The sequence below is a fragment of the Ruegeria sediminis genome (genome assembly GCF_005938215.1).
In the GTDB taxonomy this organism is placed as follows: Bacteria; Pseudomonadota; Alphaproteobacteria; order Rhodobacterales; family Rhodobacteraceae; genus Ruegeria; species Ruegeria sediminis.
This window is the reverse complement of sequence record NZ_VCPD01000002.1, coordinates 584,867-609,556: the sequence shown is the minus strand read 5'-3', so window position 1 is coordinate 609,556 and position 24,690 is coordinate 584,867. Positions and strand designations below refer to the sequence as shown.

The following is a 24,690-nucleotide window of genomic DNA, read 5'->3' as shown; positions in this document are numbered from 1 at the left end:
CTTGCCCGGTCAGCGGCTGAAGCCGCCCACCTGGTCGTAGAATTTTGCGTTCAGCGCCGAAAGCGTCTTGTGCAGCTTTTCATCGACGGCGCCGTAGACATCCTGGCCGGTCGGCTTGAGGATCGCCATGAACCGGTCGGCGAAATGCGCACCGAAATTGCCCAGGTGAATCAAGGCGTCTTCAGCGCTGGCGTAGCGTTCAAAGATATGCACCTCGGACCCCGCGCGATGCCATTCATAGGCCCTGGCTCCGCTCTCATTCAGCGTGGCGGCCACCATGTCGCCCATCAGCGTCTCAAAGGCCGCGTCCTGCCCATCCCGGATGGTCAGACGCAGGATCCAATAGACGTCTTCCGTCATCTTGCAGCTCCGAATGCGCGTGAAGATGCGCGGCGGCGGGTGGGCCGCCGCCGCGCGTCAGGATCATCAAGCGGGATCAGCCGCCTTTCTGGTCATAGGCCGTGCCCCAGCCCCACGCGCCCGAGCCGAACCCGCGCGCCACGACGCGTTCGCGGTATATGGCCGAGACCACGTCGCCGTCGCCTGCCAGAAGCGCCTTGGTCGAGCACATCTCGGCGCACAGAGGCAGCTTGCCTTCGGCGATCCGGTTGCGCCCGTATTTGGCGAATTCCGCGGTCGAATGGGTCTCTTCGGGGCCGCCGGCGCAGAAGGTGCACTTGTCCATCTTGCCGCGGGATCCGAAATTGCCCGCCTGCGGATATTGCGGTGCGCCGAAGGGGCACGCGTAGAAGCAATAGCCGCAACCGATGCACAGGTCCTTGGAATGCAGCACCACACCGTCTTCGGTCTGGTAGAAGCAGTCCACCGGACAGACAGCCATGCAGGGCGCATCCGAACAATGCATGCAGGCCACCGAGATCGAGCGTTCGCCCGGTTTGCCGTCATTGATCGTCACGACCCGCCGGCGGTTGATGCCCCAGGGCACCTCGTGCTCGTTCTTGCAGGCCGTCACGCAGGCATTGCACTCGATGCAGCGTTCAGCGTCACAGAGAAACTTCGCTCTAGCCATTGTCGTCCTCCTTACGCTGCCCAGATCTTGCAGAGAGTCGCCTTGGTCTCCTGCATCTGGGTCACTGAATCATAGCCATAGGTCTGTGCGGTGTTCGTGCTTTCGCCCAGAACGTAGGGGTCGGCGCCCGCGGGATACTTGTGCCGCAGATCATCGCCCTGGAAATGGCCGCCAAAGTGGAATGGCATGAAGGCCACCCCTGCGCCGACCCTTTCGGTCAGCATCGCCATCACCTTGACCTTGCCGCCTTCGGGACCTTCGACCCAGACCTGGCTCCCGTCACGGATGCCAAGGTTGTTGGCGTCGCGCGGGTTGATCTCGACGAACATGTCCTGCTGCAGCTCGGCCAGCCACGGGTTCGACCGCGTCTCGTCGCCGCCGCCCTCGTATTCGACCAGACGACCTGAAGTGAGGATTATCGGGTAATCCTTTGAAAAGTCGTTCTTCTGGATCGATGCGTAGAGCGTCGGAAGGCGATAGGCGTGCCGGTCCTCGTAGGTCGGATAATCGGCCACGAGGTCGCGCCGCGGCGTGTAGAGCGGCTCGCGGTGCAGCGGGATCGGGTCCGGGAAGGTCCAGACCACCGTGCGGGCCTTGGCGTTGCCGAACGGGGCGCAGCCATGCTTGATCGCGACCCTCTGGATGCCGCCCGAGAGGTCGGTCTTCCAGTTGGTCTTTTCAGCTGCGATGCCGTCGATCACCGCCCGTTCCTCGGCCGTCAGGTCGCCGTCCCATCCGAGATCCATCAGCATCTGCATGGTGAATTCCGGATAGCCGTCCTGAATCTCCGACCCGACGCTGTAGACCCCTTCGGCCAGCAGGTTCTCACCGTCCCGCTCGACGCCGAAGCGCGCGCGGAAGGTCAGGCCGCCTTCGGCCACCGGTTTCGACATGTCGTAGAGGTTCGGCGTGCCGGGATGGCCCATCTCGGCCGTTCCCCAGCAAGGCCAGGGCAGGCCGTAATACTCGCCGTCGTTCGGTCCGCCGATCGCCTGAAGCGTCGTTCTGTCGAACGTGTGCTGGTTGGCCATGTGGCTCTTGAGCCGTTCCGGAGATTGACCGGTATAGCCGATGGTCCAGAGTCCGCTGTTGAACTCCCGCGTGATGCTCTCGACGTTCGGGGTTTCCGGATCCTCCATCTCGATGTTGCGGAACAGCCTGTCCGACCAGCCGAACTTGTTGGCGAACTTGGCCATGATGACCTCGTCCGGCAACGATTCGAAGAGCGGCGCCACCACGCGGTCGCGCCATTGCAGCGAGCGGTTCGAAGCCGTGACCGAGCCGCGGGTTTCGAACTGCGTGCAGGCCGGCAGCAGATAGACGCCGTCGGTGCGGTCATGCAGCACGGCGGAAACGGTCGGATACGGGTCGATCACGACCAGCATGTCGAGCTTTTCCATCGCCGTCTTCATTTCCGGCCCGCGTGTCTGCGAGTTGGGCGCGTGGCCCCACAGGACCATGGCCCGGACGTTGTGGTCCTGGTCCATGTTGGCCGGGTCTTCCAGGACGCCGTCGATCCAGCGGCTGACCGGGATGCCGCTTTCGTTCATCAGCGGCTTGTCCTTGCCATCCTTGTCCTTGATCGTGGCGAACTGGCCCTTGAGCCAATCCAGATCCTCGCCCCAGACGCGCGACCAGTGGCCCCATGCCCCGGCGGACAGACCGTAATAACCGGGCAGGGTGTGCGACAGCACGCCCAGATCGGTTGCGCCCTGCACGTTGTCATGGCCGCGGAAGATGTTGGTTCCGCCACCCGAAGTGCCCATGTTGCCCAGCGCAAGCTGAAGCACGCAATAGGCGCGGGTGTTGTTGTTGCCGTTGGTGTGCTGGGTGCCGCCCATGCACCAGATGACGGTGCCCGGCCGGTTGTTGGCCATGGTGAGCGCCACGCGGCGAAGCTGCGAACCCGGAACGCCGGTCACGCGCTCGGTTTCTTCGGGGTTCCACTTGGCGACCTCGGTCTTGATCTGATCCATCCCCCAGACGCGGGTGCGGATGAACTCCTTGTCCTCCCAGCCGTTCTCGAAGATGTGCCACAGGATGCCCCAGATCAGCGCCACGTCGGTGCCGGGGCGGAAGCGGACAAATTCGTCGGCATGGGCCGCGGTGCGCGTGAAGCGCGGATCGCAGACGATCAGCGGCGCATTGTTCTGCTCCTTGGCCTTCAGGATATGCAGCAGCGAGACGGGATGCGCCTCGGCAGGGTTGCCGCCGATCAGGAAGATGGCCTTGGAGTTGTGGATGTCGTTGTACGAATTGGTCATGGCGCCGTAGCCCCATGTGTTCGCAACGCCGGCCACCGTGGTCGAGTGGCAGATCCGCGCCTGGTGGTCCACGTTGTTGGTGCCCCAGTAGGCCGCGAACTTGCGGAACAGGTAGGCCTGTTCGTTGTTGTGCTTGGCCGAGCCCAGCCAGTAGACGCTGTCAGGTCCGCTTTCCTCGCGGATCTTCATCATGCCGTCGCCGATCTCGTTGATCGCCTCTTCCCAGCTGATGCGCTTCCACTCGCCGCCCTCTTTCTTCATCGGATACTTCAGGCGGCGTTCGCCATGCGCGTGCTCGCGCACGGATGCCCCTTTGGCGCAGTGGGCGCCCAAGTTGAAAGGGCTGTCCCAGCCGGGTTCCTGGCCGATCCAGACGCCGTTCTGAACTTCGGCGACCACGGTGCAGCCGACCGAGCAGTGCGTGCAGACAGATTTCACGTTCTCAACGGCGGTGGCCGCCGCTGTCTGGGCCGATGCCGGCGTCACGGTGCCCCCCGTGGCGCTGATCGCGGCAAGGCCGCCGATCGTCAGGCCCGATCCGCGCAGGAACGCGCGACGATCAACGGTTTTTTCGCCGATCGTGGACAGGATCGAAGTCCGCTGGGGGCGTCTCGCAACCCCGTTGGTCTTTTTCCTAAGCATTTCCATCCTCCCTTGCGTGCCATGCGCAGGGCATGGCTGGCTTGGTGCTCCCAAAACCGGCGTCAGGGCCTCACGCAACCGTCGACCGGGTGTGACGGCGTCCGGATCAGAACCGGGCGCTGTCGAGGTAGGCGCGGGTATGCGCCGTATCCTGGATGCGGGTTTCGTCCGTCGCCGGCTCTGCCGCCTCGGCCTTTCCGCTCAGGCTGGCTGCGGCGACGGCAGCGGGCGCTGCGGTTCCGGCCAGTTTCAGGAAATCGCGGCGGGTTGCGCCGTTTTCCTTGGTCTTGCCCATGGGATACTCCTTTCCCATTTGCGTTGTGACGCCCGGTCGGGCGCCGGTGAAGTGGCGGCTCAGTCCGCCATCATTCGGAACGCCTCGCGCTCGATCTCCATGAACACCCGGCCGGCGGTGCCGACCGAGGCATAGAGAACCGAGTTCTCGGCTGCTTCCAAATCCGAAAAGAAATGCCCAGCCCAGGGGCTGATGTGCTTGTTCCAGAAGGTCTTCTGGTCCTCGAGCGAGGCAGGAGCGCCAAATCGGCCGACGATCATGCCGCCCATCATTTCCATCAGCGAGGCGATGTTATCCTCGGGCTCGAACACGTTGGCGGCGCGGGTAATGCCGCGCGACGCCATGTCGTTGCGCAACTGCGCCAAGGGCTTCTCGTTCAGGAAGCCGGTAAGGTAGAAGCTGGCATAGGGCAGCAATTCGCCCCGTCCCAGGCCGATGAACAGCGCGTTGAACTCGCGTTCCGCCGCTGCGGGTTTGGTCACCTTGGCGACGCGGGCCATTGATCGGATGGCCTGGCCCAGTTCGGACTCGTCGCCGCTCAGCCCGGCAATCTGGTCCAGCAGCATCTGCTGCGGTGGGGCGGACAGCAGCAGCCCAAGGAAATTGTAGAAATCCGCGCGCAGCCGATCTTCTGCCGAAATGTCCAGAGTCTGCGCGTTGCCTGCGGCCATGTCGTTATCCTTCATATTCAAACCGCATCCGGCGCGGGGCCGGGGCGGATGTCGGTTCTTCGTCGGGCTCGGTAGCAACCATCCGTGCGTCCGGCGCGGCGGGCTCGGCTGGCGGCTCCACCTCGGCGCTTTCGAATTCCACTTCGCCAAAGGTCTCTTCCGCGGCCGGCTCTTCGTCCTTGACGGCCAGCGCTTCCAGATGCGCCAGCATGCCCTTGCCGACCTGGTAGGCGGTCTGGAGGTTTTCGATCACGCAGGCTGCATCGGTGTAGTCCCCGCCATATTCGACCAGCCCATCCACATTCGCCAGCACCGGGTTCAGCCGCCACAAACGCCGCAGGGCGCGGCGGCGGATGCGGTCAGGCACCGCCCGAGCCATGAAGCCCGCAACGTCGTCGCCGGGTTGCAGGTTGTCGGGGTCCGGAAGGTCGAGTTCAGCAAGGATCTCGGCGTCGCTTTTTTCCTCGAGCTCCGCCTGCTGCTGCGCCAGCGCCTTGGCCGTCTCGGCGGCATGTTCCACTTCGGCCTCGGCCTGAACGGCCGCTTTGCGGCGGCTCCAGAAGTCGCGCGACTGGTTCATTGCGCGATCCTCCGCGGTGCGCGGTAGACGTCCGAATCCTGCCGAATACGCGCATCGCCCCGTCCGTCCTCGACCAGATCGATACGCGACTTGTCGCGGCGGCGCTTGACGAAGGCTTCGTCGCGGTGGTGTTCAAGCGTGAAATCGCGGACCCAGGCGATCAGGCCCTCGGTCATCGGGATCTTTTCGACGATGTCTTCTCCGCTGTCTGCGTAGTCCTGTCCTTCGAAAGGTGAGGCGGTGACAAGAACGGCGTTCATCGGCCGGTCGCTTTCGGCCTCGTCACGCATCACCAGGTAGATCGAAGGCTGGCTGTCCGCGAGATTGGCCATATACGCCTCGGTCTCGGCAGCCCAGAGTGTCAGGGGCAGGGTGGCGGCGTGATATTCGACCGCGTCGCCCTCGCGGCGCAATTCGACCCAGTCAGCCGGACCCGCGCCCGGCAGAACCGCGACGGCCCGCCAGTTCCAACTGGCCCAGCGGGTTACACCGGGCGTCTTCCGGACAACGACGCCCAGAGGCATTTCGATGTGGATTGCGGCCTTGGCCACGTGTTCCTCCCTGGAAGGCTCTCGCCTGCCTTCCCTTTGGTGAACTATGGTACACAAACCCGCATTCTGCCAAGCCCGCATTTGCCCGAAGCGTCGGATTTTTCCGTTTTTTGGTCGCCTTCCTGTCAGGGCAGGTATTCTGGCCAACCGGAGCTGTTGAACTATAGTGCAGACTCGGGACGGGGCGCGGCGGGCCGGCGAATGACCGTACCGACTGTCAATCCGTCTTTACGGTCGGCCGCACTGCTCCTAGGCTGACGGCGGGCCCTAATTCGCCCGAGGGGAGGACATGGTCAAAAAAATCATTCTGTGCGACTGCGGCGGGACGCAATCGTTGGACGCCGACGGTATCGCAGAGGCAACCGGCGCCGTCTGTTCCAAGGTTCACCGTGCCTTGTGCACCGGTGAACTGGGCAAGGCGGCAGAGGCGATGCAGAACGGCGACCAGATCGTGATCGCCTGCGGTCAGGAGAAGGTCGCCTTTCGCGAACAGGCGTCGGATCTGGGCGTGGATGAGCTTGGTTTCGTAGACTTGCGCGACCGGGCCGGGTGGTCGGAGCAGGGCGACGACACCGCGCCCAAGATGGCGGCGCTGGTGGCCGAGGCTCTGTCGCCTGTGCCTGTGACCCCAAGCATGGATGTGACCAGCGAAGGCGTCTGCTTCATCGTCGGGCCGGGCGAGGTTGCCTATGGCCTGGCCGAGCGGTTGGCGGATTTGCTGGCGGTGACGGTTCTGGTCACCGACGATGCCCAGCCGATGTCGCGGGCCTATGACGTGGTGCGCGGCCGGGTGCGGCAGGTGCGCGGCGCTCTGGGCAGGTTCGAGTTGAAGCTGGACGCTCTGCAGCAGATCGAACCGGGCGGCCGTGGCAGTTTCGGCTGGTCCGCACCACGCGATGGGGCGGCATCCCAATGCGACATCGTCATCGACCTGACGGGCGGCACAGCCTTGTTGCAGGCTCCGCAAAAACGCGAGGGGTACCTGCGGGCCGATCCCCGTGACCCGATCGCCGTCGAAAGGCTGGCGCTTGACGCGTCGCAACTGGTCGGAACATTCGAGAAACCGCTTTATGTCCGCCTTCAGGAAAGCCTCTGCGCCCATTCGCGGGCGGGGCAGGTTGGGTGTTCCAACTGCCTCGACATCTGCCCGACCGGAGCGATCACGCCGGCGGGTGATCACGTCGCCATCGATCCGATGGTATGCGCAGGCTGCGGCGAATGCGCGGTGCTGTGCCCGTCGACCGCGATCACCTACGAGGATCCCACCGTGGGCACGCTGCTGTCCCGGATGCAGGTCCTGGCCAGAACCTACCGGAAGGCCGGGGGATCGTCTCCGCGGCTGCTGGTCCACGATCCCCACGGGGCCGAGATGATCGGGATGGCTGCGCGGTTCGGCCGCGGATTGCCTGCTGATGTGATCCCGTTGGAACTGGGCGTGGTTTCGGGCTTTGGCCATGCGGAAATGCTTGCCGCGCTGGCGCACGGATTTGCCCGCGTCGATATCCTGCTCGCGCCGACGACCGAGCGGGACGCCTTGCTGCGGGAACTGGAACTGGCGCAGGCGATTGCCGGTGTCGGGCGCCTGGGCTTGATCGACGAGCGTGACCCGGACGCGATGGCCGATCTGCTCTATGCACAAGACGTGCCCGCGCCCGTGGCGGAACCGGTATTGCCCTTGGGCAACCGCCGACAGATCGCGCGCCTTGCGGCCAAGGCGCTGAACCCCGATGCCGGCGTCCCCTTGCCGTTGCCGGAGAATGCCCCCTATGGCGCGGTGCTCGTCGATACCGGCGCCTGCACTTTGTGCCTAAGCTGCGTCTCGCTCTGCCCGTCGGGCGCGCTGATCGATAACCCGGACAAGCCGCAGCTGAACTTTCAGGAGGATGCCTGCCTGCAATGCGGTTTGTGCCGCAACATCTGCCCGGAAAACGCGATCACGCTGGTTCCGCAACTGGACCTGAGCGATGCGGCGCTGTCACAACGCGTGCTGAACGAAGAGGAACCCTTTGCCTGCATCGAATGCGGCGCGCTGTTCGGTGTCAAATCGACCGTGGACCGGATCATGGAGAAGCTGGCGGGAAGCCATCCGATGTTCGCCTCGTCGGATCAGGCGCGGATGATCCAGATGTGCGACGATTGCCGGGTGAAGGCGCAGTTTCACAGTGAAAACAACCCGTTGGCATCGAAACCTAAACCGCGCGTCGTGACCACCGAGGACTATTTCGGCAAGCGCAAGGATCACTGAAATTGCAGGGGCGCGCCCAGATCGGCCGCCCGGACGGCGGCGACGAAGTCGAGGATGGCGTCAAGGTCATCCAGCGTGATCGACAGCGGGTGGATGGGCGACGGGCGTTCGGGATCGAACGGAGGCGTGACCCCGTCGACCTGGGTAAAGGCGGGATGCGGGTTCAGGGCGTAGAATTGCTGGAACCGGTCCAACCAGTCCGGCAGCGCGCGCAGCACCGAGAAGGACGGCGTCGAGCCCAGCCCGTTCATCCGGTTCTGCGGCCCGATCACGTGGCACCGCCCGCAATGCGTCAGCGACAGCTTTTCGCCCAGCGCGGCTTTTTCACCGACTTCGTGGATTTCGGCGGCGGCCACGACTTCGAAACTGGCGCTGAACGGCGCCCCATCCTGCGGCTGGAAACCTTCGACCGTGCGCTTGCCGATGTCCGACAGAAGCCAGTCGCGGAACCGCTGCTGTCGGGGATCGTCTTCGATGCGCAAATGATAGATCGTGCCGCCGCGCTGGAAGACCGGATCGCCCGGCCCGGACGCGGCGATTTCCATTGGGCCCGCCTCGTCCGCGACAACGCGTATCCCGGTCTTGAGCGAAAAGCGCGGAAGGATATGTTGCAGGATGCCGGACCGTGCCACCTCGTCCGGGCTCGCCACTCCAAGCGCCTCCTCGCTCATGGAGGGGCTGGCGGAAAGGACGAGGCTCAGGCACAACAGGGCAAAGCGCATGCCTCAGACTAGTGTCGGCGGGTGGAGCGCGTCAAATGAAGCGAATGATACGGAGACACATGCGATGAGCGGCGACTACAACATGTCCATGCGCAAATTCCTCAAGCAGGTCGGCGTGACGAGCCAGAAGGCCATCGAGGAAGGGCTGCGCAAGGCAGGCAATCCTGCCGGAAAGAGCTTTGAAGCCAAGATGGTGCTGACCATCGACGGGCTGGAGGTCGAGCATGTGGTGACCGGCAGGATCAAGGACGGCGACGCATGAGCATCCGCGATGCGGTTCTTGCGAACCTGAAGAAGATCACCGACCCGGTCTCGGGCCAGGACATCGTGAGCGCGGGAATCGTCCGCGCGCTGAATGTCGAGAACGGCACCGTTCGGTTCGTGCTGGAAATCGACCCGAAACAGGCCGAAAAAATGGAGCCGGTACGCGTTACGGCGGAACAGGCCGCGCGGATGGTTGAGGGCGTCGAACAGGTCTCGGCCATGATGACGGCCCATTCCGAAAAGGCGCCCCCGGACCTCAAGCCGAAACCGAAACCCTCGCAGACCGGGCTGCAACCCGTGCCCGGGGTGGACCGGATCATCGCCATCGCCAGCGGCAAGGGCGGGGTGGGCAAGTCCACGGTCGCGGCCAACCTTGCCTGCGCGCTGGCCGCCGAGGGCCGCCGGGTCGGGCTGCTGGACGCCGATGTCTACGGTCCCTCGCAGCCGCGCATGCTGGGTGTTTCGGGCCGCCCGGCAAGCCCCGATGGCAAGACGATCCTGCCGCTGCGCAATCATGGCGTTACCATGATGTCGATGGGTCTGATGGTGAACGAGGGGCAGGCGGTCGTCTGGCGTGGCCCGATGCTGATGGGCGCGCTGCAGCAGATGATGAGCCAGGTGCAATGGGGCGCGCTTGACGTGCTGATCGTCGACCTGCCGCCCGGCACCGGCGACGTGCAACTGACGCTGAGCCAGAAGTTCAAGGTGGATGGCGCCATCGTGGTCTCGACCCCGCAGGACGTGGCGCTGATCGACGCGCGCAAGGGCATCGACATGTTCCGCCAGCTCAAGACTCCGATCCACGGGATGATCGAGAACATGTCCACGCATATCTGCTCGAACTGCGGGCACGAGGAGCATGTGTTTGGCCATGGCGGGGTAGCTGCCGAGGCCAAGGCGCTGGATGTTCCCCTATTGGGCGAGATCCCGTTGCACCTGGACATCCGGGTGGCGGCGGACGGGGGCGCGCCGATCGTGGTCGGCAAGCCCGACAGCCCGCAGGCCGAGGCGTTCCGCCGGATCGCCCGCGACCTGATCTCCAAGGGCGACGCATGAGCGAACCGACCTTCCCCCCCCTGCTGCAGGGGCATCCCGTGCAGGGCGGGGAAGACCCGTTCGAGCGGGCGCAGGCCATGGCCGCCCTGGGCTGCGATGCGGGAACCGTGGTCTACAACATTCAGGCGGACCGGCTGCGGGCCGCCATCGTCTTTGCGCCCGAAGTGCCATTGCGGGATGCGATGGCGATGCTGCCGCTCTGCGCGGTCGGATTCCAGAACGCGCTGGGGGCGCTGGCCCCGCCCGAAGTGGCCGTCCATCTGGACTGGGGCGGGCTGATATGCGTGAACGGCGCGGCTTGCGGACAGTTCCGCGTCGCCGCCGCCAGCGCGAGTCCGGCCGAGATACCCGATTGGCTGGTCGTCGGCTGGGAGGTCGCGCTGATGCGGACCGTCGATGCTCCGGGAGAGACGCCGGACGTGACCGCGCTCTACGACGAAGGCTGCGCCGACGTGTCCCCGGTTCACCTGATCGAAAGCTGGTCTCGCCACACGTTGACTTGGCTCAACCGGTGGGAAGAAGACGGCAACGCACCTCTGCACGGCGAATGGATGGGCCTGCTGCGCGGCGTTGGCGAGACGGTCGAACACGGAGGGACCGGCGGTGTTTTTCTTGGAACGGACGAGCGGTTCGGTATGCTGATCCGCAACGACACCGGCACGCATCTGCAGCCGATGAGCGCCTTGTTGGGGAGAGAGACATGAAACTGGCCCGCGCGATCCATTTCGACGAAAGCGACCTCAACGTCTTCCACTCGCCCGCGCGCACCGGCGAATGGTGCATTTCGGGTGGGTTCGAGTTCTCGAACTGGGGCGAGGGCGATCTGGAGGGCAAGGCCCGCCAGGCCTTCGCAAACGGCTGGCTCGGGCTGGAAACCTTCGGGCGCGTGACCTTCGTTGCCGTCACCCGGATAGAGGAGGCCGAGTTGGAACCGCTGGTGCAGGGCCTGGCGGACCATTTCGTGCGCTACTACGGCGCGCCCTCAGCCGAGGCGGCGATAGGCGTCGCGCGGGACGAGATCGCCCACATGGCCGAACTGTGCGACGAGCACGCGCCCAACACCCTGCTGACCGTCGCGCGATCACTGACGGATGCCGGGGTGCACGAGGCTTTTCGGGTGATCACGCCACAGGACGCCGAACTCGAGGCGCTGGCGGTTCACGGTTCGTTGGATGAATGAGCCCGGAGCTACAGCAAATCGATGAAACCGCCGTATTGGCCACGCTTGAACATCAGCCCCTTGCCCGTGCGGTACATCACGCGCTTGACCTCTCCCACCACGATCACGTGATCTCCGGCCTCGTGCTGGGCCGAAAGGCGGCAGTCGAACCGGGCGAGGCATCCTGACAACAGAGGCGTGCCGGCTTCGTCCGGGGTCCAGTCCGCATGGGAAAAGACCCAGCCATTGCGGGCGAAGCGCAGCGCCTGATCATGCTGATCCTCGGACATCACGTGAATGGCGTAGTTTTTCGCGGTGCTGAAGGCATCGTAGCGGTTCGACTCCTTGCCGAGGCACCAAAGCACCAGTGGCGGGTCGAGCGAAACCGAGGAAAAGGAGTTGACGGTGATGGCGACCGGTCCGTTCTCGGTGCCGGTCGTGATCACCGTGACGCCAGTGCCGAAACATCCCAAAGCCTCACGAAAGGCGAGTTTGGTGTCGGGGCCGGGGGTGAAACTGGTCTCGGTCATCGCGCGTCTGGGTCCTTGGGTGCGCCCCACGTGCCACGGCACGCAGGGTTTGTCCATGGATAACAAGTCTTTCAGATACACCTTGTCCGGTTCGCGGCAAGGGCCGGATCAGTTCAGATCTTCCAGCAAACGGCCGTGTTTGCGGGTTTCGGCGATCACATCGCCGAACGTCCTGAAACCCCGCGCCTGCAGCATCGGCAGCATCCTGACCAGAACCTCGGCCGTCGCCCGCGCGTCCCCCAGCGCGGTATGGCGCAACTCCTTGGGGATGACGACGCCCAGCCGGTCGCAGAGCGCGTCGAGCGTGTGGGTCTCGCCGGCGCCGAACAGCACCGCCGACACCAGTACCGTGTCGAGGATGGCGTGGCTGTTCCAATCGACATCCATCTTGTCGGAGTGACGACGAAGGAAAGCCATGTCGAACGGCGCGTTATGGGCCACGATCACCGCATCGCGCGAGAAATGGTGCAGCTTTCTGCCTGCCTGGGCGATGCCGGGTGCGCCCTTGACCATCTCGTTGGTGATCCCGTGAACCCGCGTCGACGAACGTGGGATCGGTACTCCGGGATCGACGAGCACGTCCATGTTTTCGCCTTCGACGATGCGTCCGCGCACCACGCGCACCGCGCCGATCTGTACGATCTCGTCCTTGTGCGGCAAAAGACCGGTGGTTTCCGTGTCGAAGACCACGAAGACCAGATCGCTGATCTCGGTGGTTTCGAAGGCGGCATCGGCAGGCACTTCCAGCAGGTCAAAGTCGTAGGTCAGCGGCCGTTCGGCCTGCGGCGAGATATGCGCCTCGCTGTCCTCGAAGATCAGCATGTAGCCCGGAGCGTCGCCCAGGGGCTTCATGCGCACCGAAAAGCCGATTGCACCGTCGAAACTGTCCAGATGGGCCGAGACTTCCTTGCCGGTTTCCACGAGCCGGGCATAGGCTTCCGTCACCGCGTCGGGCTGGAAATAGTCGAAAAGCGAAGCGTTCAGCCGCGGGTGTCCGACCTGCGCCAGCACGGTGGCGGCTTGACCGTCATAGAGAACGATCTGATGCGCAGGGTTCACCAGCGCGATCGCCATCGGAATCTCGGTGAGCAGGCGGGTAAGCCTTTTCTTTTCCTCCGCCAGTCGCTCGGTCTCCGCGGCAACGGCGGCGGCCGTTCCGACGGCGGATTCGGTCAGTTGCCCCGACAGCCCTGCCGCGGCCGGCGCAAGGTCTCCAAGGAACCGGGCGGCTTTGGGATCCATCTTCATGCCGACGCCGGAATGGGCGTGGGTGCGCATCTCTGCGGCCAGTCGTTCGGCGGGCCGGGCGATCTTTTCGTCGAAGAACAGCCAGGCGCCTGCGATCATGGCGAGCAAACCGAAAGCGATGAGCATTCCGCCAAGAACGAAGGCATCGTAAATGCCCGGCACCTCGGCGCGGGAATAGGCAAAGAACAGCGAAAAACCGGTTATCCCGAGTCCCCCCGCCGCCAACAGCGCAAAGAACAGCAGAATGCCCTTTCGGAAGGTGAGATCCGGTATCATGAGGCCACTCCGCAAGTCGCGTCGACGATCGGGTCATCCGCGGGCACAACGACCCAATCGGCATTGCTTACGCTGCCGTCGTCCGCAAATTCGACGCCATCCGCAAGGTTGGCGCGGCGCAGCCCGTCGCAGTCGACAGCGACCGGCACCTTGGACACCGGCGACCAGCGGCCAAAGAAATAGAGATCGACCAGCCGCTGTCCTGGAACCTGTTCGTTGGTCTGGACCGAAGCGGTGTCGATGGCGGCAAATCGGGACACGTAGGGAACCGCATAGGTCCAGGGCTGGTAGAACGCCCGGTTTTCGACCTCTTGCACGACGGTAATGCCTTCGGGCAGCGCCGCTCGCGTGCGTTCATACCAGGAATATTCGCTGGCAATGGTCACGCCGAGCATTCCCAGGCCCGCGGCAACCGGCGCCAGCCAGCGCGGCAGCCGCCCGCCGGTTGACCTGTTCACCAGCATCACCACGCCCGCGACCGCGAGGCCCGCAAAGATCGTACCGATCAGTTCCAGAAACATGGTTCTCCTCCCAACCGCCGGTTCTTCATCTCTTTACAAATACTCCCGCCGCAGGCGGTCCGGGTTTGTCTTGCCGCCGGCCTCAGCCCAGCATCCCCTTGCCGTGTCCGACCGCCGACTGCATCGTCTTTACCACGACGAAAGCGTCGCGCAGATGGCTGCGTTCGAAATCCGACAGATCGGTGGGGGCCAGATAGTTGTCCGGCGCCTTTCCTTGTCTCACCAGCGCCACCTGATGTTCGAGGCGGGTTTCAGCGATCAGGTCATAGGCGTCCAGCAGATCCCGCGCGCCGGACGGGCTCAGAACGCCTGCCGCCTCGGCCGCTTTCAGGCGGGCGCGGGTGTTTGCCGCGGTCAACCGCCCCTGCAGCGCGTATATCCGCGCCAGGTCGACCACCGGCACGACGCCGTTGTGCTTCAGGTCCAGTGTGTTCCGGTGTTCGCCCGATCGGATGGTGGCGAAGCCGCGCAGCAGGCTAAGAGGCGGCGTGTGCTTCAGCGAATTCGAGATCATGTGCGCCACGAAGATCGAATTCGCGCTGGCCGCCTTCAGCGTGTCCGCCTGCACGTCGTCAAAGAGGTCGACCTTTCCTCCGATGGGGCGCAGGTCGAACATGACCGAGGCCAGCATCTGCGCCTCGGGGTTCGGCTTGGCGATCCAGCCCTTGAAATAGTCGCGCCAGACCCGGACCGGCTGACACCAGCGCGGGTTGGTCGCCATCATGTCGCCGGGGCAATAGAAATAACCGCAGGCGTCCAGCCCGTCCGACACGAACTTCGCCAGTTCCGCGAAATAGGGCATGTCAGCATCGGTCGCGGCATCGTCCAGCATCAGGCAGTTGTCCTGGTCGGAAACGCCGGTCTGCTCCTGCCGGCCCTGGGACCCGCAAGCCAGCCAAAGATAGGGCACCGGCGGCGGCCCGAGCTTTTCCTCGGCCATGGCAAGCAGGCGGCGCGTGGCGGTGTCTGCGATGTCGGTGATCAGCCGCGTCACCACCTCGTGCCGGTTGCCGCCGGCCACCAGTTGCACCAGCAGGCGCGGAATCTCGGCCGTCACCTTGGCCATTTCTTCGGTGTCCCGCGCTCGGGCAAGGGCGCTGACCAGTTCGGCCGAACTAACCGCCTGATACCTCGTCATGTCCGTCCGGGTGACCATGCCCACCAGCCGCCCGCCTTCGGTGATCGGGATGTGGCCGATGCGGCGCTCCATCATCGCGTGCAGCACGTCCGAGCCGATATCGCCCGGCGACAGGGTCAGCGGGTCCGGTGTCATTATGCGCGAGACCGGCGTCGAGGCGGGCAGGGCTTCGGCAACCACCTTGGAGGAAAGATCGCGCACCGTGACGATCCCTTTCAGCGCGTCGCCCTCGGTGATGCAGAGCGAAGAGATGCCGCGTTCCCGCATCAGCCGCGCCGCCTCCTGTACGGCGGTGTCGGGCGTGCAGGTGGCCGGGCTGCGGGCCATCAGCGCGTCGACCGTGCTGGTGGCCAGCCGGTTTTGCTGCGGCCGTGGGCTGCGGGCGCGATCGAAGAACCTGGCGACGACATCGTGCGTCGCGCTCAAGTCGCGGAACAGGTCGGCCGGCAGCACCAGCAGAGTGCCATTCGCATCGGCGCGAGCGCTCGAGACCGCCTTGCCCCCGCGCAGCAGCCCCCGTTCGCCGAAGGAGTTGCGCAGGCTGAGATGGGAAACGACGACGCCGTTCTCGTCGGTGATTTCGACCTGGCCTTCGTAGATGATGAACAGCCCCGGCAGCGTGTCGCCCAACTCGAAGATCGTGGAACCATGACCGACCTCCCGTACCTCGACCTGGGGGGCGATGGTTTCCAGTACCTCGACGGGCAGGGCGTCATATGGGTGCACGGATTTCAGAAAGTGGGTGATCTGTTCGGCGGTCAGGGACATCGTGTCATTCACAACGGTTGAAATGAAAAAGCCCCGCCCGGACAAGCGCCGGGCGGGAACGGTGGATCAGAAAGGGCGGCCCTCTCTGGGGAGAGAGAATGAGAGGGCCGGCACCTCAGTGGTCCTGGGCCGCACCCGCACCACGCGGGATGCGAACGCTTTCGACCAGGTCCTTGATCTCCTGCGGCGTGTCCTTGGTCATGCCGGAGACCACGTAGGCGACACCGAAGTTGATCAGGGCTCCGACTGCGCCGAACGAGGTCGACTGGATCGGACCCAGCAGCGGGTCGGCGTCGGTGAACGAGTTGGTGCCCGGAATGAACAGCCAGCCCTTGTGCAGGAAGATGTAGACCAGGGTCACGATCAGACCTGCCAGCATCCCAGCCACGGCGCCGGTGTTGTTGATGCGCGTCGAGAAGATGCCCATCATCAGCGCCGGGAAGATCGAGGCTGCGGCGAGACCGAACGCCAGGGCGACCGTTTGCGCGGCGAAGCCCGGCGGGTTCAGACCCAGGTACGTGGCGACCGCAATTGCTACGGCCATGGCGATCCGTGCCGACAGCAGCTCACCCTTTTCCGAGATCGACGGGTTGATCGAACCCTTGATCAGGTCGTGCGAGACAGCCGACGAGATGGCCAGAAGCAGACCGGCGGCGGTCGACAGCGCGGCAGCGAGACCGCCGGCTGCGACAAGGCCGATCACCCAACCCGGAAGGTTTGCGATCTCCGGATTTGCCAGCACCAGGATGTCACGGTCGAACTTGGTCAACTCGTTACCGACCCAACCCTTTTCAGCAGCGATTGCCTGCATTTCTTCGGATTTGTCGTTGTAGTACTGGATCTTGCCGTCGTTGTTCTTGTCTTCCCAGTCAAGCAGCCCGGTCTTCTGCCAGGTCGACATCCAGTCGTAACGGGCGTCGTTTTCGATCTGCTCGAGTTTCACGGCTCCACCTTCGATGCCGCCGTTCGGCCACATCATGTCGGTGATGTTCAGACGGGCCATGGCGCCGACGGCCGGAGCGGTCAGGTACAGCAGCGCGATGAACACCAGGGTCCAACCGGCCGACCAGCGCGCGTCCGATACTTTCGGCACGGTGAAGAAGCGCATGATCACGTGCGGCAGACCGGCGGTGCCGATCATCAGCGACAGGGTGAACAGAACCATGTTCAGCGTGTTCGAATGGTGGGCAGTGTATTCGGCAAAGCCCAGTTCGGCCACGATCGCGTCCAGCTTGGTCAGCAGCGGCTCGCCGCCTGCGGTGTCGCCGAACAGGCCCAGCGCCGGGATCGGGTTGCCGGTCAGCTGCAGCGAGATGAAGATCGCCGGGATGGTGTAGGCTGTGATCAGCACGCAGTACTGTGCGACCTGGGTGTAAGTCACGCCCTTCATACCGCCGAACACCGCATAGGCGAACACGACACAGGCACCGATCAGCAGACCAGCTGTGTTCGAAACCTCGAGGAAGCGGCCGAAGGCCACGCCGACACCGGTCATCTGACCGATCACGTAGGTCACCGAGGCGACGATCAGGCAGATCACGGCCACGATCCGCGCGGTCGGGCTGTAGAAGCGGTCACCGATGAACTCGGACACCGTGTACTTGCCGAACTTGCGCAGGTAGGGGGCAAGCAGCAGCGCCAGCAGAACGTAGCCGCCGGTCCAGCCCATCAGGAATGTGCTGTTGTCGTAGCCGGTGAAGGCGATGAGGCCCGCCATCGAGATGAACGACGCGGCCGACATCCAGTCCGCTGCCGTCGCCATGCCGTTGGTGACCGGGTGAACGCCGCGGCCGGCGGCGTAGAATTCCGATGTGGAGCCCGCACGGGCCCAGATCGCGATGCCGATGTAAAGCGCGAAGGATGCGCCCACAAACAGCAGGTTGATGGTAAACTGATCCATGACGATTTATTCCTCCACGCCGAATTCACGGTCGAGCTTGTTCATCCGCCAGGCGTAGAAAAAGATCAGGCCCAAGAAGACCAGGATCGAGCCTTGCTGGGCGAACCAGAAGCCCAGGTCGGTGCCGCCAACGGCGATGCCCGACAGCATGGGGCGCAGCAGGATGCCGAACCCGAAGGACACCAGCGCCCATATGACGAGGCTGATGATGATGAGCCGCACATTGGCTTGCCAGTAGGCCTTGTCGGCCTCTGAGGCTTGTGCGGAGTTATTGTTTTGATCCGCCATTGCGGTTCCTCCTTGCTTCCTCCTGAGCGGCCCCTCGCCAGTCTCCTCGTGGTCGCCGGGCCATCTCTGCGAAATGCCGGCTGCCGGATGGGCAGCAGACAAACCTCCACCGGTCCGCCAGGGCGGCTCCTTTGGGGTATTCCTTTGTGGGATCAAGGCCCGGGGAGGGGCCTCGGGTCCTAGCTTTGGTCCATCGCTCCTTTCACGATGGTTTCGAGGTTGTGGGCGATCTCGCCGATCTCGCCCATCGCGTCGATCTGTTTCAGAACGCCCTTGCCCTTGTAGTATTCGATCAGCGGGGCGGTCTGTTCATGATAGGCGGCAAGCCGGCTTGCCACCGTCTCGGCATTGTCGTCGGCGCGGCGCTTGAATTCCGTGCTGCCGCACTTGTCGCATTTGCCGGACTGGGCCGGCTGTTTGAACGTGTCGTGATATCCCTCGCCGCAACCGGCGCAGGTGTAGCGCCCGGAGATGCGCGAAACCATCTCGGCGTCTTCCACCTCGAGGCTGATGGCGGCGCCGATCTTCTGGCCGGTTTCCGCCAGCAGCCCGTCCAGCGCCTCGGCCTGAACGGTGGTGCGGGGAAAGCCGTCGAGGATCACGCCGCGGGCGCAATCGGGCTCGGCCATGCGGTCGCGCAGGATGGCGATGACGATGCCGTCGCTCACCAGTTCACCGGCCTCCATCACGGCCTTGGCGACCTTGCCTGCCTCGGTTCCCGCGGCCACGGCGGCGCGCAGCAGGTCGCCGGTGCTGAGCTGCACCAGCCCGAACTTTTCTTCCAGCATACGTGCCTGCGTGCCCTTCCCGGCGCCCGGAGGGCCGAGAAGGATCAGAACTGCGGGGGTGGTTTTCACGGCAGCGTCCATCTCACCCTCACTTGCTGGCACGGTTGGCGATCAGGTCATCGACCACCGACGGATCGGCCAGGGTCGAGGTGTCGCCCAGCGAGCCGAAGTCGTTCTCGGCGATCTTGCGCAGGATGCGGCGCATGATCTTGCCCGAACGGGTCTTGGGCAGGCCCGGGGCCCACTGGATCACGTCGGGGCTGGCGATCGGGCCGATCTCGGTGCGGACCCACTTGCGCAGTTCCTGACGCAGTTCCTCGGTCGGCTCCTGGTCGTTCATCAGGGTGACGTAGCAGTAGATGCCTTGCCCCTTGATCTCGTGCGGATAGCCGACAACGGCGGCCTCGGCCACGGCGGCATGCGCCACCAGCGCGCTTTCCACCTCGGCGGTGCCCATGCGGTGGCCCGAGACATTGATCACGTCATCCACGCGGCCGGTGATCCAGTAATCGCCGTCCTCGTCGCGGCGGCAACCGTCGCCGGTGAAGTAATAGCCCTTGTAGTCGGCGAAATAGGTCTTTTCGAACCGCTCGTGATCGCCCCAGACTGTGCGCATCTGGCCGGGCCAGCTGTCCTTGATGCACAGGACACCCTCGACGCCGTTGCCGTTCAGTTCGACACCCGATTGCGGGTCCAGGACCACGGGCTGAATGCCGAAGAAGGGCTTCATGGCCGAGCCGGGCTTGAGCGCATGGGCGCCCGGCAGCGGGGTCATCAGGTGACCGCCGGTTTCAGTTTGCCACCAGGTGTCGACGATGGGGCAACGACCCTTGCCGACGACATCGTTGTACCAGTTCCACGCTTCGGGGTTGATCGGCTCGCCCACGGTGCCCAGCACCTTGAGGTCGCTCAGATCGCATTTCTCGACATATTCCTTGCCCTGTCCCATCAGTGCGCGGATTGCGGTGGGGGCAGTGTAGAACTGGTTCACCTTGTGCTTTTCGCAAACCTGCCAGAAGCGGCTGGCATCGGGATAGGTCGGCACGCCTTCGAACATCAGCGTGGTCGCGCCGTTGGCCAGCGGGCCGTAGACGATGTAGCTGTGCCCGGTGACCCAACCCACGTCGGCTGTGCACCAGTAGATGTCGCCGTCATGGTAATCGAAGGAGATCTCGTGCGTCATCGCGGCATAGACCAGGTAGCCGCCGGTGGTGTGCACCACGCCCTTGGGCTGCCCGGTCGAGCCGGAAGTGTAAAGGATGAACAGCGGGTCTTCGGCGTTCATCTCGGCGGGGGCGCAGTAGTCGTCCGCCTCCAGCGCCATCTCGTTGTAATCGTAGTCGCGGCCGTCGATCCAGGTGGTCTGGCCACCGGTGCGCTTGACGACAAGGCATTTCACCGAGTCCTTGCAGTGCAGCAGCGCGGCGTCGGCGTTCGATTTCAGCGGCGTCTTGCGGCCGCCGCGCGGCGCCTCGTCGGCGGTGATGATGACCTTGGCGTCGCAGCCGTTGACCCGGGCCGCCAGCGCGTCGGGCGAGAAACCGGCAAAGACGATGGAATGGATCGCGCCGATGCGGGCGCAGGCCAGCATGGCATAGGCCGCTTCGGGGATCATCGGCAGGTAGATGACCACGCGGTCGCCCTTGCGCACGCCCATCGACTCGAGGATGTTGGCCATTCGGCAGGTGCGGCGGTGCAGTTCGGCATAGGTGATGTGCTGCGCCTCGTCGGTGGGCTCGTCCGGCTCCCAGATGATCGCGGTCTGATCGCCGCGGGTCTTCAGGTGGCGGTCCAGGCAGTTGGCCGCAACGTTCAGCGTACCGTCGGCGTACCAGTTGATGCTGACATTGCCGAAGCTGTAGTTGACGTCCTTGACCTGGGTGTAGGGTTTGATCCAGTCGAGCCGCTTGCCCTGTTCGCCCCAGAAGGCAGCGGGATCGGCGATGGAGGCCGCATACATCTCTTCGTACTTCGCCGCGTTCACGTGGGCGCGGGCAACGGTTTCGGCGGATGGCGGATATGCTTTGACTTCTGCGTGAGCTGCGGCTGTCATGCTGAGGCTCCTCCCTCTGACTGAATTACGTACAACCGTTTTCGTCCCTGTATCGGGTTTTGTCGATCCGGTTCGTGCCTTGTGCTGGATAATACGGGGTTCTGAAAATAAGGAAATAAAATGCTGTAATACAAAGGTTTGTCTGTAAATTTGTTTTTCTTTCCCTGTCAAAGCTGTAAATCATATTACCGGAAGCCCGGCTAAAACCGTTCAATTTCAATATTTAGAGAGTCAATGCCTCGACGGGTTCGGGCCGTGTTTCCGGCCGTGGGAGGCGCCGCAAGGACTGGATAGTTCACCAACTTGCCCGCGACATTTTGTTGCTGCAGACGTCCCGGCGCCGCAATTCCCGTTCGGAAGCGCGCCCGGCTCCGGCAAAAACTCTGGGCTTGGCAGAGCCGAAGCGTAACGCTAGCTTGCCTGCAAGCGGGCCGGTCAACAGGTCCCGCGGAGATGGGAGAAAACCACATGAACCGCATCCTGACGGGCGCCTGCGTGGCCGCCCTTGCAACCGCCTTCGCCGCCGAGGCAATGGCCACGGAATGGAACGTCTCACTTTGGGGCAAGCGGCGCGCCTTCACCGAACATGTCGAGAAACTCGCTGAACTGGTCAGCGAAAAGACTGGCGGTGAATTCACGCTGAACATCAACTACGGCGGTCTGTCCAAGAACACCGAGAACCTTGACGGGATCTCGATCGGCGCATTCGAGATGGCGCAGTTCTGCGCCGGCTATCACGCCGACAAGAACCCTTCGATTACCGTTCTGGAACTGCCCTTCCTGGGCGTCGGTACGCTTGAGGACGAAATCAAGGTCTCGATGGCGGTCTACCAGCATCCGGCCACCGTGGCCGATCTGGCGCGCTGGAACGCCACGCTGCTGATGCCGTCACCGCTGCCGCAGTACAACATCGCAGGGGTGGGCGAACCGCCGCGTTCGCTGGCTGAATTCGACGGCCTGACCGTGCGCGCCACCGGCGGCATCGGCGAGGCGCTGACCCTCGTCGGGGCGGTGCCGACCTCGGTGACGTCGGAAGAGGCGCGGCAGGCGCTCGATTCCGGTATCGTCAAGTCCATCGCCTTCGCGCCTCACGCGCACATGTCCTTCGGCATCACCGAAGCCGCCAAGTGGTGGACCGACAACCTGAACCCCGGCACCGTCAACTGCCCAGTCGTGGTCAACACCGACGCGCTGAACGCGCTGAGCGATGCCGAGCGCGAGGCGCTGATGTCGTCGATCGACGAGTCGATGCAGCACTACGTCGATTTCTACGAAAATGAGACGATGGCCAAGTGGTGGCCGATGCTGGAAGAGAAGGGGATCGAAACGATCAGCTTCGACGACGGCCGCCTTGCTGAATTCCGCGAAAAGGCGGCCGGCCCGGTTGCGGCCAAATGGATCGAAGAGAACTCCGCCCGCGGTCTGCCGGCGCAGGAACTTTACGATCTGGTGATCCAGACGTTGAACAACTGATCTGACCAAGGCCCGCGCGCCGCGCTTGCCGCAGTCGCGCGGGCCACTTTCATTTTCTCTGCAGGAGAACTCTCATGGCGATGCGAGCCTCGGTGCTGAGCGACGACACGTTGCTCAGTCGGGCGGACCGCGCACTTTACCGGCTTGAGCAAGCGCTTGGGCTGGTCAGCGGTCTTTTTGTCTTTGGCCTGATGCTGCTGGCGGTCTACTCCGTCGGCGGGCGCAACCTGATGAACGAGCCCGTGCGCGGCTATGTCGACTGGATCGAGGTCGCCATGCCGTTCATCGCCATCGCCGGAATCTCCTACGCCCAGAGGGATGGCGGCCATATCCGGATGGACATCCTGGTCGGCGCGCTGAAGGGACGGGCGCTGTGGATCGTGGAGTTCTTCTCGACCCTGCTCATCCTGCTTCTGGTGGTGCTGCTGATCTGGGGCTCATGGGCCCATTTCGCGCGCAGTTTCGACTGGGCCGCGCCGCTTTTCAGCCGCGACAGCACCATTGACATCCGCCTGCCCATCTGGCCGGCGAAACTGGTGGTGCCGCTGGCGTTTTCGGTGATGGGCCTGCGACTGGTGCTGCAACTCTGGGCCTATGGCAGGGCGATCGTTCAGGGCACGAATGCGCCGGTGGCGGTTCCGTTGATCGAGGATGCGGCAACCATAGCGGCGCGCGAAGCGGAAGCCGTCAGCGGCGAAAGGGAAGACTGATGGAACCGGTCGATATTGGGATCGCCGTCTCGCTCGGCATGCTGGTCGTCATCATTCTGGGCATGCGCGTGGCCTTTGCCGCCGCGATGGCGGGTCTGGTCGGGCTGGTCTGGATTTTCTGGGCCAAGAAGGGTTACGACCCGGACCAGTTCTTCTGGGCGCTTACCGTGGCGGCCAAGACCGCCGGACAGGTGCCGCATTCCAAGGTGGCGAGCCAGGCGCTGAGCCTGATCCCCACCTTCATCCTGATCGGTTATCTGGCCTATCACGCCGGCCTGACGCGGGCGCTGTTCGAGGCCGCAAAACGCTGGTTCGCCTGGGTGCCGGGCGGACTTGCGGTATCGACCGTCTTCGCCACCGCCGGGTTCGCGGCGGTGTCGGGCGCGTCGGTGGCAACTTCGGCGGTCTTCGCCCGCATAGCCATCCCAGAGATGCAGGAGATTGGCTATGACAAGCGGTTCGCCGCGGGCGTGGTGGCGGCCGCGGGGACGCTGGCCTCGCTGATCCCGCCTTCTGCCATTCTGGTGATCTACGCGATCATCGTCGAGCAGGACGTGGGCAAGCTGCTGCTGGCGGGCTTCATTCCCGGCGCCTTCTCGGCGGTGGTCTACACCGTGCTGATCGTCGGCATCGCTCTTCTGTGGAAGAACATCGGCCCGCCCGTCCGCGGCTTTACCTGGGGCCAGCGCTTTGCCGCGCTGCCGCCCGCGTTGCCCATCGTCGCGGTGGTCGTGATCATCATCTTCTTCGTCTACAACCCCTTTGGCGACGCCTGGGGTACGCCCACCGAGGGCGGTGCGATCGGCGCGTTCATCGTCTTCTGCATGGCGGTCTATCACGGAATGCGCTGGGCGGAGTTGAAGTCGGCGCTGCTGGAAACCGCCAAGCTGACCGTGATGATCTTTACGATCATCTGGGGCGTTCTGATCTACGTGCGCTTCCTCGGCTTTGCCGATCTGCCGGGGGCCTTCGCGGAATGGATCACCGGGCTGGCCATGTCACCGATGCTGATCCTGATCTGCATCCTGCTGGCCTATGCGGTGCTTGGCATGTTCATGGATGCCATCGGAATGCTGCTTCTGACCCTGCCGGTAGTCTACCCGGCTGTCATGGCACTGAACGGAGGCGAGGCGGTCAGCGCCGCTGACAGCACTTTCGGCATGTCGGGGCCGATGTGCGCCATCTGGTTCGGCATTCTGGTGGTGAAGATGGCCGAGTTCTGCCTGATCACGCCGCCGATCGGCCTGAACTGCTTCGTCGTCGCGGGCGTGCGCCCCGACCTGAGCGTTCAGGACGTGTTCCGCGGAGTCGCGCCGTTCTTCGTGGCCGACGCGGTGACGATCGGCCTGCTGGTGGCGTTTCCAAGTATCGTGCTGTTCCTGCCGTCGCTCGCCGGATAGGTCCTTGGGACATTCGCCCGGAGCGGCGGCGGAGTCCGTTGGCATGATTTCATGCGAGGCTCCGCCTTGCGCTCCGGGGAATTTGCCGCCAGATGAACAAGCGAGCCGCTCCCCGGCG

General features: G+C 64.1%; 24 protein-coding genes. 8 read left to right on the top strand and 16 right to left on the bottom strand.

Annotation, left to right across the window (positions count from 1 at the left end; translation table 11 throughout):
- Positions 1-9: 9 nt before the first annotated feature.
- The 7 genes from FGK63_RS07545 to FGK63_RS07515 all read right to left on the bottom strand — a co-directional run bounded on the left by FGK63_RS07545 (position 10) and on the right by FGK63_RS07515 (position 6,033).
- Complete coding sequence (locus tag FGK63_RS07545; protein WP_138840995.1) at positions 10-360, bottom strand: putative quinol monooxygenase; 351 nt, start codon at positions 358-360, stop codon at positions 10-12.
- 76 nt (positions 361-436) lie between these two features.
- Positions 437-1,030 carry a formate dehydrogenase FDH3 subunit beta gene (gene fdh3B, locus FGK63_RS07540; RefSeq protein WP_138840994.1) on the bottom strand — a complete coding sequence of 198 codons (594 nt, stop codon included), beginning with the start codon at positions 1,028-1,030 and terminating at the stop codon, positions 437-439.
- 11 nt (positions 1,031-1,041) lie between these two features.
- Positions 1,042-3,936, bottom strand: a complete 2,895-nt coding sequence (locus FGK63_RS07535) for a formate dehydrogenase subunit alpha (RefSeq protein ID WP_138840993.1) — start codon at positions 3,934-3,936, stop codon at positions 1,042-1,044.
- Between the two features lie 106 nt (positions 3,937-4,042).
- Entirely contained in the window at positions 4,043-4,231 is a 189-nt protein-coding gene (locus tag FGK63_RS07530) for a twin-arginine translocation signal domain-containing protein (RefSeq protein ID WP_138840992.1), read from the bottom strand.
- A gap of 59 nt (positions 4,232-4,290) precedes the next feature.
- The gene (locus FGK63_RS07525; protein ID WP_138840991.1) at positions 4,291-4,902 is read right to left on the bottom strand and encodes a TorD/DmsD family molecular chaperone; all 612 of its coding nucleotides are present in this window, start codon (positions 4,900-4,902) and stop codon (positions 4,291-4,293) included.
- Positions 4,903-4,906: 4 nt separating this feature from the next.
- Complete coding sequence (locus FGK63_RS07520) at positions 4,907-5,482, bottom strand: DUF3306 domain-containing protein (protein WP_138840990.1); 576 nt, start codon at positions 5,480-5,482, stop codon at positions 4,907-4,909.
- Entirely contained in the window at positions 5,479-6,033 is a 555-nt protein-coding gene (locus FGK63_RS07515; RefSeq protein ID WP_138840989.1) for a DUF3305 domain-containing protein, read from the bottom strand. Before FGK63_RS07515 ends, FGK63_RS07520 begins: the two co-directional genes overlap by 4 nt.
- A 289-nt stretch (positions 6,034-6,322) precedes the next feature.
- Between FGK63_RS07515 and FGK63_RS07510 the strand changes: the two genes are divergently transcribed.
- Positions 6,323-8,278, top strand: a complete 1,956-nt coding sequence (locus FGK63_RS07510; protein ID WP_138840988.1) for a 4Fe-4S binding protein — start codon at positions 6,323-6,325, stop codon at positions 8,276-8,278.
- Here FGK63_RS07510 and FGK63_RS07505 read toward each other — a convergent pair.
- On the bottom strand, positions 8,272-9,000 hold the full coding sequence (locus FGK63_RS07505) for a cytochrome c family protein (protein ID WP_138840987.1): 729 nt from the start codon (positions 8,998-9,000) through the stop codon (positions 8,272-8,274). The two genes, FGK63_RS07510 and FGK63_RS07505, sit on opposite strands and share 7 nt — an antisense overlap.
- Positions 9,001-9,064: 64 nt before the next feature.
- Here FGK63_RS07505 and FGK63_RS07500 point away from each other — a divergent pair, with 64 nt between their 5' ends.
- Genes FGK63_RS07500 through FGK63_RS07485 form a run of 4 tightly spaced genes read left to right on the top strand, consistent with a single transcriptional unit; the run spans position 9,065 to position 11,500 of the window.
- Positions 9,065-9,262 (top strand): DUF6494 family protein, encoded by a 198-nt coding sequence (locus tag FGK63_RS07500; protein ID WP_138840986.1) that lies wholly within the window; start codon positions 9,065-9,067, stop codon positions 9,260-9,262.
- On the top strand, positions 9,259-10,320 hold the full coding sequence (locus FGK63_RS07495; protein WP_138840985.1) for an Mrp/NBP35 family ATP-binding protein: 1,062 nt from the start codon (positions 9,259-9,261) through the stop codon (positions 10,318-10,320). Before FGK63_RS07500 ends, FGK63_RS07495 begins: the two co-directional genes overlap by 4 nt.
- Positions 10,317-11,024, top strand: a complete 708-nt coding sequence (locus FGK63_RS07490) for a biotin/lipoate--protein ligase family protein (protein ID WP_138840984.1) — start codon at positions 10,317-10,319, stop codon at positions 11,022-11,024. The genes FGK63_RS07495 and FGK63_RS07490 overlap by 4 nt, the downstream gene beginning before the upstream one ends.
- The gene (locus FGK63_RS07485; protein ID WP_138840983.1) at positions 11,021-11,500 is read left to right on the top strand and encodes a DUF6505 family protein; all 480 of its coding nucleotides are present in this window, start codon (positions 11,021-11,023) and stop codon (positions 11,498-11,500) included. The genes FGK63_RS07490 and FGK63_RS07485 overlap by 4 nt, the downstream gene beginning before the upstream one ends.
- 8 nt (positions 11,501-11,508) lie before the next feature.
- Here FGK63_RS07485 and FGK63_RS07480 read toward each other — a convergent pair whose 3' ends face one another.
- The 8 genes from FGK63_RS07480 to acs form a co-directional block, all read right to left on the bottom strand.
- On the bottom strand, positions 11,509-12,009 hold the full coding sequence (locus FGK63_RS07480) for a flavin reductase family protein (protein WP_138841211.1): 501 nt from the start codon (positions 12,007-12,009) through the stop codon (positions 11,509-11,511).
- Positions 12,010-12,117: 108 nt separating this feature from the next.
- Complete coding sequence (locus tag FGK63_RS07475) at positions 12,118-13,533, bottom strand: 3'-5' exonuclease (RefSeq protein WP_138840982.1); 1,416 nt, start codon at positions 13,531-13,533, stop codon at positions 12,118-12,120.
- Positions 13,530-14,054, bottom strand: coding sequence for a hypothetical protein (locus tag FGK63_RS07470; RefSeq protein WP_138840981.1), 525 nt, complete (start codon positions 14,052-14,054; stop codon positions 13,530-13,532). Before FGK63_RS07470 ends, FGK63_RS07475 begins: the two co-directional genes overlap by 4 nt.
- A gap of 82 nt (positions 14,055-14,136) precedes the next feature.
- Positions 14,137-15,960: a DUF294 nucleotidyltransferase-like domain-containing protein gene (locus FGK63_RS07465; protein WP_138840980.1), complete on the bottom strand. Its 1,824-nt coding sequence runs from the start codon at positions 15,958-15,960 to the stop codon at positions 14,137-14,139.
- Between the two features lie 115 nt (positions 15,961-16,075).
- Positions 16,076-17,860, bottom strand: coding sequence for a sodium:solute symporter family protein (locus tag FGK63_RS07460; RefSeq protein ID WP_138840979.1), 1,785 nt, complete (start codon positions 17,858-17,860; stop codon positions 16,076-16,078).
- A gap of 6 nt (positions 17,861-17,866) precedes the next feature.
- Positions 17,867-18,148, bottom strand: a complete 282-nt coding sequence (locus FGK63_RS07455) for a DUF4212 domain-containing protein (protein ID WP_138840978.1) — start codon at positions 18,146-18,148, stop codon at positions 17,867-17,869.
- A gap of 179 nt (positions 18,149-18,327) precedes the next feature.
- Positions 18,328-19,017, bottom strand: coding sequence for an adenylate kinase (locus tag FGK63_RS07450; protein ID WP_138840977.1), 690 nt, complete (start codon positions 19,015-19,017; stop codon positions 18,328-18,330).
- Positions 19,018-19,024: 7 nt separating this feature from the next.
- Entirely contained in the window at positions 19,025-20,989 is a 1,965-nt protein-coding gene (acs, locus tag FGK63_RS07445) for an acetate--CoA ligase (protein ID WP_138840976.1), read from the bottom strand.
- Between the two features lie 468 nt (positions 20,990-21,457).
- On the opposite strand from acs, the gene FGK63_RS07440 reads away from it, so the two are divergent.
- The 3 genes from FGK63_RS07440 (at position 21,458) to FGK63_RS07430 (ending at position 24,572) form a co-directional block, all read left to right on the top strand.
- Positions 21,458-22,462, top strand: a complete 1,005-nt coding sequence (locus tag FGK63_RS07440; protein WP_138840975.1) for a C4-dicarboxylate TRAP transporter substrate-binding protein — start codon at positions 21,458-21,460, stop codon at positions 22,460-22,462.
- Between the two features lie 74 nt (positions 22,463-22,536).
- On the top strand, positions 22,537-23,172 hold the full coding sequence (locus FGK63_RS07435) for a TRAP transporter small permease subunit (protein WP_138840974.1): 636 nt from the start codon (positions 22,537-22,539) through the stop codon (positions 23,170-23,172).
- A complete protein-coding gene (locus FGK63_RS07430; protein WP_138840973.1) occupies positions 23,172-24,572 on the top strand; it encodes a TRAP transporter large permease in 1,401 nt (466 codons plus the stop codon). Before FGK63_RS07435 ends, FGK63_RS07430 begins: the two co-directional genes overlap by 1 nt.
- Positions 24,573-24,690 lie beyond the last annotated feature (118 nt).

Bases quoted from the DNA above. Each gene is read 5' to 3' on its own strand.
- FGK63_RS07535 (WP_138840993.1), bottom strand. From the start codon at position 3,936: ATGCTTAGGAAAAAGACCAACGGGGTTGCGAGACGCCCCCAGCGGACT.
- FGK63_RS07525 (WP_138840991.1), bottom strand. From the start codon at position 4,902: ATGGCCGCAGGCAACGCGCAGACTCTGGACATTTCGGCAGAAGATCGG.
- FGK63_RS07530 (WP_138840992.1), bottom strand. From the start codon at position 4,231: ATGGGCAAGACCAAGGAAAACGGCGCAACCCGCCGCGATTTCCTGAAA.
- FGK63_RS07545 (WP_138840995.1), bottom strand. From the start codon at position 360: ATGACGGAAGACGTCTATTGGATCCTGCGTCTGACCATCCGGGATGGG.
- FGK63_RS07500 (WP_138840986.1), top strand. From the start codon at position 9,065: ATGAGCGGCGACTACAACATGTCCATGCGCAAATTCCTCAAGCAGGTC.
- acs (WP_138840976.1), bottom strand. From the start codon at position 20,989: ATGACAGCCGCAGCTCACGCAGAAGTCAAAGCATATCCGCCATCCGCC.
- FGK63_RS07430 (WP_138840973.1), top strand. From the start codon at position 23,172: ATGGAACCGGTCGATATTGGGATCGCCGTCTCGCTCGGCATGCTGGTC.
- FGK63_RS07440 (WP_138840975.1), top strand. From the start codon at position 21,458: ATGAACCGCATCCTGACGGGCGCCTGCGTGGCCGCCCTTGCAACCGCC.
- FGK63_RS07460 (WP_138840979.1), bottom strand. From the start codon at position 17,860: ATGGATCAGTTTACCATCAACCTGCTGTTTGTGGGCGCATCCTTCGCG.
- FGK63_RS07455 (WP_138840978.1), bottom strand. From the start codon at position 18,148: ATGGCGGATCAAAACAATAACTCCGCACAAGCCTCAGAGGCCGACAAG.
- FGK63_RS07490 (WP_138840984.1), top strand. From the start codon at position 10,317: ATGAGCGAACCGACCTTCCCCCCCCTGCTGCAGGGGCATCCCGTGCAG.
- fdh3B (WP_138840994.1), bottom strand. From the start codon at position 1,030: ATGGCTAGAGCGAAGTTTCTCTGTGACGCTGAACGCTGCATCGAGTGC.
- FGK63_RS07475 (WP_138840982.1), bottom strand. From the start codon at position 13,533: ATGATACCGGATCTCACCTTCCGAAAGGGCATTCTGCTGTTCTTTGCG.
- FGK63_RS07495 (WP_138840985.1), top strand. From the start codon at position 9,259: ATGAGCATCCGCGATGCGGTTCTTGCGAACCTGAAGAAGATCACCGAC.
- FGK63_RS07520 (WP_138840990.1), bottom strand. From the start codon at position 5,482: ATGAACCAGTCGCGCGACTTCTGGAGCCGCCGCAAAGCGGCCGTTCAG.
- FGK63_RS07470 (WP_138840981.1), bottom strand. From the start codon at position 14,054: ATGTTTCTGGAACTGATCGGTACGATCTTTGCGGGCCTCGCGGTCGCG.
- FGK63_RS07510 (WP_138840988.1), top strand. From the start codon at position 6,323: ATGGTCAAAAAAATCATTCTGTGCGACTGCGGCGGGACGCAATCGTTG.
- FGK63_RS07435 (WP_138840974.1), top strand. From the start codon at position 22,537: ATGGCGATGCGAGCCTCGGTGCTGAGCGACGACACGTTGCTCAGTCGG.
- FGK63_RS07485 (WP_138840983.1), top strand. From the start codon at position 11,021: ATGAAACTGGCCCGCGCGATCCATTTCGACGAAAGCGACCTCAACGTC.
- FGK63_RS07450 (WP_138840977.1), bottom strand. From the start codon at position 19,017: ATGGACGCTGCCGTGAAAACCACCCCCGCAGTTCTGATCCTTCTCGGC.
- FGK63_RS07505 (WP_138840987.1), bottom strand. From the start codon at position 9,000: ATGCGCTTTGCCCTGTTGTGCCTGAGCCTCGTCCTTTCCGCCAGCCCC.
- FGK63_RS07465 (WP_138840980.1), bottom strand. From the start codon at position 15,960: ATGTCCCTGACCGCCGAACAGATCACCCACTTTCTGAAATCCGTGCAC.
- FGK63_RS07480 (WP_138841211.1), bottom strand. From the start codon at position 12,009: ATGACCGAGACCAGTTTCACCCCCGGCCCCGACACCAAACTCGCCTTT.